Source organism: Actinoplanes sp. NPDC026619 (assembly GCF_040638295.1).
Taxonomy (GTDB): domain Bacteria; phylum Actinomycetota; class Actinomycetes; order Mycobacteriales; family Micromonosporaceae; genus Actinoplanes.
In genome coordinates this window covers 1-9,169 of record NZ_JBEZYA010000067.1, presented here as the reverse complement: position 1 = coordinate 9,169, position 9,169 = coordinate 1, and the positions used below count along the sequence as shown (strand labels likewise).

Here is a 9,169-nt window from a genome sequence, read left to right as displayed (position 1 = left end):
CCAGCCGTTGCCAGTCCTCATCAGTCAAATCACCAGCCACGACGAGACAACGATCGATCATCGCAACCAGTGATGATCCGTCAGATGCGCCCTAACGATCCCTACCAGCTCCGACCTGGCGGATATGGGCTGGGTGCGGTGCGTCCTGGTCCTTCGTTCGGGACCGGAACTTCCTGGGCGCCTTTGTTCAGCGGTCAGGAAGGCCACGGTGAAGTGCTGCGGGGTAGCCGTGGCGATGCCGCGGGGGTATAGCCGGGTGGCTCCTTCGTCGAGCGATCAGTCAGTGAACACGGGAACTCTCCCGGCTCCGCCCGGGGCCGTCTCGTCCGGAGGCGGTCGCATCGGGCTGGGTCCACCGTCGACCGATCGGGTCGGGAGAGGGCGGAGCCGCCGTAGTACTCCGAGGCCGGGAAAGCCGGTCACATGGGGAAGGGCGGCAGCGAGATCGCAAGGGAGGTACTGCAATGCCTGAAGACACGGTGGTGGATACCGCCGTCATGTGGCCGAGCCCGGAAGAGGCTGGGTTACGGGTACGGGAGATGCAGATCAAACTGCACCGTTGGGCGGCGGCCGACCACGGTCGCCGGTTTGATGATGTCTACAACTTCGTCAGCGACCCGGTCACGCTGGTCGTGGCCTTGCAACGGGTCGCTGGGAATGCCGGAGCCCGCACCGCCGGAGTGGACGGCGTCACCGCTGTCCACGTGAGCATCGCGGGACCCGAGGTGTTCCTGACCCACGTCCGTTCCCTGCTGAAGACCGGCACGTTCCGGCCGCTACCAGTACGGGAGAAGATGACCCCCAAGACCGGCGGGAAACTGCGCCGGCTGGGAATACACCATCACGGACCGTGTGGTCCAGGCGGCACTGAAACTGGTCCTGGAGCCCATCTTCGAGGCCGATTTCCGGCCTTGTTCTTATGGGTTCCGGCCCAACCGGCGCGCGCACGACGCCATCGCCGATCCATCATCTGGCCACCGCCGGTTACCGGTGGGTGCTGGACGCGGATATCGAGGCGTGCTTCGACCGCATCGACCACCCGGCCCTGATGGACCGGGTCCGAGCGCGGGTGAAGGACAAGCGGGTGCTCACGCTGGTGAAGGCGTTCCTCAAAGCCGGGATCATGACCGAGCTCGGCGAACGGAACGAGACCACCTCCGGCACACCGCAAGGCGGGATCCTCTCACCGCTGCTGGCCAACATCGCGTTGTCGGTGCTCGACGAGTTCTTCGCCGAGCAGTGGGCCGCGATGGGCACCGGCAACCAACGCAGACAACGACGAGACCGTGGGCTCGCGACGTGGCAGTTGGTGGTTACGCCGACGACTTCCTCGTCCTGGTCCACGGCACCGAGCAACACGTCGAAGAACTGCGCGAGCAGGTGAGTACGGTCCTGGCGACGATGGGTTTGCGCCTGTCACCGGCCAAGACCAGGGTCGCCCACCTTGCCGAAGGGGTCGACTTCCTCGGCTTCCGCATCGTCTGGCAGCGGAAACGAGGAACGAGCAAGTGGCATGTCTACACGTTCATCGCCGACAAACCGGTCCAGGCGTTGAAACGGAAGATCAAGTCACTGACCCGCCGGTTGTCGCACATGAGCTACCGGGAAACGCTGGTAAAGATCAACTACATCCAGCGGGGATGGGCCAACTATTTCAAGCACGCGGTCGCGAAGCACACCTTCTCCCACCTGCAGAACTTCATCTGGTGGCGAGTGATCAACTGGGTGATCGCCGCAACCGCATGACCTGGAGAGCCATCCAGCGATGGCTACGCACCCCGCAAGGGTGGCGACCCATTGCGCTCGACGGGGTCGAACTGTTCAAGATCGCGAAGGTCTCCGTCACCCGATACCGCTATCGCGGCAGCAAGATCCCGAACCCCTGGCAGCCCCGGGCGATAAGCCTCGTCCCAACGGCATGACCTCGTGGAGAGCCCCGTGCGGTGAAAGTCGCACGCCGGGTTCGGCGGGCGGGTCCGGGAAACGGACCTGGAGCAATACAGGCACCGCGTCCGGGCCCGGCCCAACACCTGTCCTGGATCAGCCGCTGCCGGCGCACCGTCCGCGACTACGAACGCCTACCCGAACACCACGCCACCATCATCCAATGGTCGATGATCATCATCATGACCCGCCGACTCGCCCACCACTCCATCTGATCCGGTTGCCAGACAGGCACTGAGGGGTGCAGAGCCTCGGAGTCATGCGCTGGAAGTTCCGCTATCTGCAGGCCGGCACCGGCTCGACCCGAACCGCGGCGCTGACGGGTAACAAGTAGAAGCCGTCGACGCTACTGATTTTCAGGGTGCCCGGGGCAAACTGGCTGAGCCACCCGCAGTAATCACCGCTGCCGGTGTGCACGGTCACCAACTCGGCCTTCGCCGGACGGGTCGGCGCCGTCCACAGCAAACCCGCCGCGACCGCTACCGCGACGACCCCCACGACGGTGAGCAGTTGAGCTCGACGGATGCAGCGCTGTGCGGCCCGGATCTCCCCATCGGTCCAGCGTTCCAGGTCCTCCGGGGCGAGCAGTACTTCGTCGCCGGGAAGCCCGGACGACGCCCGGACGGCCAGCATGGTCGCCGCCACCAGGACACTCAAGGCGAGCCCGAACAGACATAGCATGGCGACCTGGTAGGACACCACCAAGCCGACTAGGTCACCGCGACCCTTAACGATCAGTACAGCGCCGAGCAACGCGGTGATCCCGGTCAGGCCAGTACGCCATGACTCGGCCTGCCGCCGCACAACGTCTAGCTGAGCGAACCGCAACTGGTGCGCCTTCTCCGCCCAGCGCATCCGGTCAAGGCTCACGGGTGGAACTCCACCTGCCAGAAGGCGCCACAGCCGAGGAAGACCGCATCCCCCGGGCGGTTGGTATGTGCGTGCCCGCAGTCACAGCACACCGTCCGGGGGCCAGGAACTGGCGGGGCGGCCGACTTTCTGCTGAACCGGCCCTTCGACCCGCCGACCCCGAAGGTCCACGATGTGGTGACCTGCGCCCCGCAGCCAGGGCAGATGCCAGTCACCTCGAACCGCCGACCTTCGTCCCCCGAGGTGATGACGAAGTCCGATTCACTCGGGCGGTACTCCTTGGGCTGATACGGCACCGACCGGTGATTCTCGACCCGCCTAAACAACGCCGGTCCTTTCGCCCACGCTGATCCCGAGGAGGGACGCGTACCGGTCGATGCGCTCCCGGACGACATCGACCGGTTCGGCCAGGTCCACGGCGGCGGCGGCGAGGTGCTCGGCACTGATCTCAGCGATCACTGGTTCCTGACCATCCAGGTGAACCGTGACGGCAAGCAGATCCTGCCAGCGCACGATTTCTTCCGGGCAGTCCACGGCCTGGCAGTCGACCTCGAGGCCGAGCGGCCGCAGCCGCACCATCCGCTGGTAAGCCTCCGCGAGCGTCCAACCGTACCGGCCGGCGATCTGCACCAGCTGGAACGATCGCACTGTGCCCAGCGTCGTCGCTGAACCGTACTCGTCGAACTGCTGCAGCATCGCCACATCGAAGCGGTCGGCAACGCGTGCCGATAGCGACTCCCGGTCAGCGTCCGTGAGTTCGGGCAGGGGCGCCCCGAGCGCTCGGAACGGTTCGAGCATCTCGAGGTAGGCGGTTACCGACTGTCGTGACGTCGCGGCGCCGCGCACGATGTCGCCGGCTGCAAGCTCCCACGTGACGTCATGCCGCCCGTCGTGCACCGCATGTGTCCCAGTGATGAGTGCGTCTCGTTCCTCGTAGCGATGACACGCAACCGGCGAGGAAGTGGCGCACGCGGGCAACGAGCTCAGATCGATGGTTTCCGGATAGAGCTTCGTAAAATGGTCGATCGCTTGTGCGACCGTGTAGTCCAAAAAGTACGCGATGTCGATGATCTCCGGCATCGTCACTGGACGACGAATGTCAGCGATTGCGAGGAGTCGGCTGTTTCTGCTGAGCCGTTCGTCGAAACCCGCCAATTCTTGGGAACCGATCTCTCGGATGAGCCGGATGGTCGCGGCCCAGCCAGAGGCCGGAACCGGCACGTCGAGGTGACGGTCGTAGAGCAGCAGCGTTTCGTTGAGGACGGTGCGTTCTTCGCTGGTCGGCGTGACATCCAGAAAGTCGTCTTCTGGTGGCAGGCGGACGAAACCTGAGGCGGTCAGGCGCTCGATGCCAGCGCGCACCTCGCGGACGGATTTCTCCAACCGGCCGGCGATGAGCATCAGGTGCAGCGGGGTGAGCGGGAAGTCGAGCTGCGAGACGTAACGTAGAGTCTCACGCTCCACATCAGTGAGGTCGGATGGGTAGCGTTCCCGTCCGGCGACCTCGTAGCCGAGCGGCGCGAACCGGTCGAAGAGGGCTAGGACGTCTCCGATCGCGCCGCCGAGTTTGCCGCTGAGCCGGACGATATGGGTAGGTGGGACCACCGGTGATATCCAAGGTGCGGAGCCGTACAACTGGCGGGAGAAGGCTGATACGTCGTTCCAGGTGAAGACCTGGTCGCGGAGGTCGCCTAGGTCCTCGATACGCGGACCGACCCAATCGGCCGGGACCAGCGTCCCAGCCCGGCGCAGTACCTCGCCGAGGGGGATCTGCAGCTGCGCCGAGGCGTTGGCGAGCCAGCCGCCGACTGCCCGTCGGCGATGGCAGCCGGGGGGAGACCAGGCGGCGACGGCCCCGATCAGCGCGGGTTTCTCGACGCCCGCAGTCAACGGTCCGTCCTCTTCTTTGAAGACATAGCTGACCGGCGGTACCTCTCGGGCGCAGGCGAGGTTCAGCCCGGTGATCGCATAGCGCCGTAGCCGCCGCAGCCGTAACACGGGCGGCTCCTCGTCGTCGACGGACGCCTCCAGCAGATCATCAACGGAGGGGTGTCCGAACCGGCTCGGACCGCTGCTGCTCAAGTCGTAGAGCTGATCCACGACCGACGCGTCGAGCGGGCCAACCACCGGGAATCCATCGAGCCTCGTCGGTTCCGGAATGTTGTCCACACCGATGAACGTGAGGGTTCCCTTCCACACCCCGACCCGCCAAGAAGCTAGCCACAGGTTCGTGCCGTCGAAGGCCGACCAGTACAGGTCGCCGTTGAAAAGAGCATGATCAGCAGGAAGGCAACCGACACGCGCAGCGGACGGCGGACTGCCGTGCAGGTAGGTACTGTCGATCGGCATCGGGCGGTCGTTGTCTACCAGCCAGCTAAAGATTGCCTCGGCTACTGCAGGCGCGTTGTCGGCCACCCGCCACAGCCAGCTCAGCGTCAGTCCCGGCCACTCCTGCAACCGGGGCAGCGACGCCCGTACCTCCTGACTGATCCAATCTTTGTCCCAGGAGCGCAGCTTGTTGCGATCGACGGTGAACTGCGGGCGGCGCTGGCCGCGGAGATTGATGACGAGGCCGTGCCGCTCCTCATTCGTGCGCACCCCGTCAGCTACGAGAGCACCCTCACCGGGAACCCACCACAGGTCGTCGCCGAACTGCATCGGCTCGACGGTCGCCCCGGCGTAGCGCAACTTCTCCGGCTTCCACACCTCCCCACTGCCGTCGGCATCCTTGACATGAACCTCGAACTCGGCCACCCAGAGCAGCCGCCGCATGGTGCTCAGCACCGAGATGCGGTCCTCCCCGGTGAGATAGAGCCGGACGCGGGTGCCCCCGCCGGGCATTTCGGTCGATGGAACGATTTGGAAAAGGCTGCCGCTGCTGGCGATCCGTACGCTGTGCGCCGCACCCGCCACGACGTCGTTCTCGCCGACCGGCCGGGTGGCGATCAAGATCTCCTCGGCGATCATGAAGTAGCTGAACACGCCGACACCGAACTGGCTGTTCGGGACGAGCCGCAGCGGCGGATCCAGTTCCTGCCACCGTGCCTGCTCGGCACGAAAGGTGGGCCGGTAGACGAATCGTTCGCCAGCGTTCGCGAACGTGCTCATCAGGATGTCGCGGCTCATCCCAACGCCATTGTCGATGCACTCGATGTACTCCCGGCCGTCAGCGTCAACGCCCTGCCGTAGTTCGATGCGGCCGTTCCAGTCCGTCACCTCATGCCTGACCGCCTGCTGGTACCGGCGCCGTGTCTGCCGGTATCGGCACGCGTCGAGCGCGTTCTGGTACAGCTCCCGAATCGCCAGGTCTGGCTCGCCGTAGAGCTGCCGACCCATGAGCAACTCGCGGACCTTTTCGTCCGAGAGGCGAAAGCTAAGTAGCGGTGTCTCGAAGGCGGGTATGCCATCGGCGTTTTCGGGGCGGACTCCGTCGGCCTTGAATGCCCGCGGCAACGCCGTAGACAGATCAGGGTCCAGCTCGACGGTTGACAGCGCGTTCCCAGCATCGGCCGCCCGACGGACCAGACCGTCGAAGGCGGCATGCAGCGCCGGATGGTCGCACACCGCGTGCAGCGACAGCCCGTTGTCCACCCGGCGCCAGCTCGCCTTCACCGTTGCGCCGTGTAGCGCAGCGATCGACAGCTCGGCGCCGATGCCGATGTGGTCGACTATCACGCTGGGCATTCGCCGGGGATCCGCGGCCATGATGCCGGCCAGCCACAGTGCGGCACCGAGGGTACGTATGCGGGTGTCAAAGATCCTAATGCCAAGCATCTCCAGCAGGTGGCTGTCACCGGCGTCGGCATCGACGCAGTGCAGCAGCACTCCAAGTGCCGTAGTTATTTCCCTCGATGTCAGCTCCGTGTCCAGCGGCGCCAGTACGTTGGCAATCCGCGCGGTGAGCCCGGTGACGGCCGCGTCACTCCAGAGGGATGGCCGTTCGGCAAGCCACCGGTGGACGAGCCACATGGCCAGGGCGTCACGGGCCTCGCTCCGGCCACGGCGGCTCAGCCCCTCGGCCCGCCGGCAGACGTGCTCGTGCATGGCATGGGTGATCTCAAGGTCACTACGTGGCCCGTCACCATAGGTGCGTGAGAAGTCCCGCGGTCGTACGCCGGCCGCCAAGCGCAGACCGGCACCGAGCGCCACCTCGCGCAGAAACGGCACCGCGACCAGGAAGACGAGCTCAGCGGCGCTGAGCCGAGCCTTCGGAGGCAAGCACTGATCGAGGGCATTCAGGACCCGAGCCGGAAAGTCCTGCGAGGACCACATGTCGACAAGGGCCGCCCCACTCTCCAACGCTGCACGGGCGGCAAGCCACTCCTGCGAGCAGTCGTCCACGACTTCCAGCACAGCGTGGCGCAGCCGGTCCACGTCGCTCGGTGAGTTGCCGGCGCGTTCCCAGATCGCGCTGGACTCCACGGCGCGGCGCCACGCCTCCCTGACCTGGTCGCCATCACACACGACTTCCGACAGGACATCCGCGCGCTTCGCGCCGTGCTGGGCATGCACCAGATCCGGCTGCTGCGTCAGGCCGTCTGTGCGGCCGGCCTTGCGGGCCAGATAGTGGGTGACGGCATCGAGCACCTCGTCCAGCGTCCGAGCGGGATGCCGCCGATCAAGGACTTCGGCAAGCGCCTGCGTGAAGTAACTGCCGTCTTCGCTGTACTGGCTGCGCTCGCCGGCACGGCAGCTGTTGATCAGAACCAGGGCACCGTCTGACGGGTACGGCAATGCCTCGCCCGCCGTTACCGCAGTAAGAGAGTCGGCCAGGTCGTTGCGGCACGCGTCGAACACGAAGAGCACCAGGCGTGCCCGGCAAGCGGAAAGGTCCGCGGGGACGAGCGGGACAAGACACTCGACCGCGGGCCCATTGTCGTACTCGTACACGTCCTCGGGTACCAACCAGCTGCGGCCGTTCAGCACGACGCCATGACCCGAGAAGTAGATGAGCAGCACACCGCCGGCCGGAGCCTCGCGCAGTGCACCCTGAACCGCACCCCGGATGCGGTTGCCGGTCGGCTGGACGCCCGAGGGGTCACCCGTCCCGCAGTAGCGCACGTCATAGCTGGACTGACGCAAAACCTCTGCCATGCGCCAGATGTCCATGGTTACTACGTCATTTATCGGAGGGAAAAGGTCGTTATCGCAACGGGGAACACCGATGAGTAGGGCACTGCGGCTGGCCATGACCACCTACCGAAGATGACGGAACGCCAAGGTATCAGTTTCAATGCGTAGCCGAGTTCCGAGAACACCGTAGGTAACGGGCACGAGTGAGAGCAAAGGCGATCTCTGACGCCCGGGTTGGACGACTCGCGGGTTGCCGCCAGTCGAGGGAGGCCGACCACATGGGCCGACAGTCTGTCGAGACCTGACTCAAACCGCTACCGCTGTCAACACGACACCGGCCAAGAGAACGAGTGCGGGCAGGAAGAACCAGAATCGCTGCGTACTGCCGGTGACGCGACGGCTCCACCGGTACAGCCGGCTGTTCTCGTGCACCTGGTCGGATTCCTCAAGCAGTTGGGCGAGGGTGAATCCCGGGCCGCCGAGGAACTCCGCATCGACGGCGTCGCGCAGCCGCATCGCCCGGCGCCGGTTGCGTTCGTGCAGCTCGGTGTAGGAAGCGGCGAAGCCGAGGCCCAGCAGCCCGACACACATGACGCCGACGCACGGCACGAGATCCGAGTAGCCGACATGCCCGTCACCCGTGATCGCCGCGATCAGCAGGGACGCGATGACGATCATGAAGTTGACCACGGTGGATCGCAACATCTCCGCGTGCCGGGAGTGCAGCCGCAGATCCGCGTACATCCCCCACAGGAGGTCTTTTCTCGCCTTCGCGATGTCGGACAACTCGTCGGCCATGTCGCTCCTCCGGCGGGTGGGCTCGCGGGGCTTCAGCCTATTCACTTGATCACGCTCGGCACATACATTGACGACAGTGTGTCGATGATGCGGGGGGAGACGAGCGCATGCCAGGACAACTCGTCGATCCGGAATTGTGGAAAGAAGGCCTGAACGAACAGGGCCGGCGCTGTGTCGACGCGCTGGAGCGCGCAATCGCGGCTCAGCCCTACGATCTGGAGTTCGGGGACTGGTTCGACTCAGGGCGCAGCGGAAGCCTGGTGGCCCGAGTCGTACGGAGAAAGGCACGCCATCCCGACCAGGTGATCCTGAAGTTCTGCGCGTCGGCTGACCGGGCTAGCCGCCTGCTCGGAGCAAGGGACGACGGCAACCCCTTCTGCGAAGCTCATCTAAGCACCTAGTCAGAGGTTCGGTACGTAACTGATTGGGTCACGGGCTGTACGCGAACACGCTCAGCAAGAGGGACATAGCAACGCAAAGACCT

General features: G+C 65.3%; 6 protein-coding genes. 3 read left to right on the top strand and 3 right to left on the bottom strand.

What is annotated here, in order from left to right:
- Positions 1 to 994 precede the first annotated feature (994 nt).
- Complete coding sequence (locus AB0E90_RS51305; protein WP_360421119.1) at positions 995 to 1,384, top strand: reverse transcriptase/maturase family protein; 390 nt, start codon at positions 995 to 997, stop codon at positions 1,382 to 1,384.
- Positions 1,300 to 1,746, top strand: a complete 447-nt coding sequence (locus AB0E90_RS51300) for a group II intron maturase-specific domain-containing protein (protein WP_360421117.1) — start codon at positions 1,300 to 1,302, stop codon at positions 1,744 to 1,746. Before AB0E90_RS51305 ends, AB0E90_RS51300 begins: the two co-directional genes overlap by 85 nt.
- Positions 1,747 to 2,220: 474 nt before the next feature.
- Here AB0E90_RS51300 and AB0E90_RS51295 read toward each other — a convergent pair whose 3' ends face one another.
- From AB0E90_RS51295 to AB0E90_RS51285, 3 genes are all read right to left on the bottom strand, one after another.
- Complete coding sequence (locus AB0E90_RS51295; RefSeq protein ID WP_360421115.1) at positions 2,221 to 2,814, bottom strand: hypothetical protein; 594 nt, start codon at positions 2,812 to 2,814, stop codon at positions 2,221 to 2,223.
- Positions 2,815 to 3,132: 318 nt separating this feature from the next.
- Positions 3,133 to 7,923 carry a caspase family protein gene (locus AB0E90_RS51290; protein ID WP_360421114.1) on the bottom strand — a complete coding sequence of 1,597 codons (4,791 nt, stop codon included), beginning with the start codon at positions 7,921 to 7,923 and terminating at the stop codon, positions 3,133 to 3,135.
- A 270-nt stretch (positions 7,924 to 8,193) separates the two neighbouring features.
- Positions 8,194 to 8,685, bottom strand: coding sequence for a hypothetical protein (locus tag AB0E90_RS51285; protein ID WP_360421112.1), 492 nt, complete (start codon positions 8,683 to 8,685; stop codon positions 8,194 to 8,196).
- A gap of 107 nt (positions 8,686 to 8,792) precedes the next feature.
- Between AB0E90_RS51285 and AB0E90_RS51280 the strand changes: the two genes are divergently transcribed.
- Positions 8,793 to 9,086, top strand: a complete 294-nt coding sequence (locus tag AB0E90_RS51280) for a hypothetical protein (protein ID WP_360421110.1) — start codon at positions 8,793 to 8,795, stop codon at positions 9,084 to 9,086.
- The last annotated feature ends 83 nt before the right edge of the window (positions 9,087 to 9,169 follow it).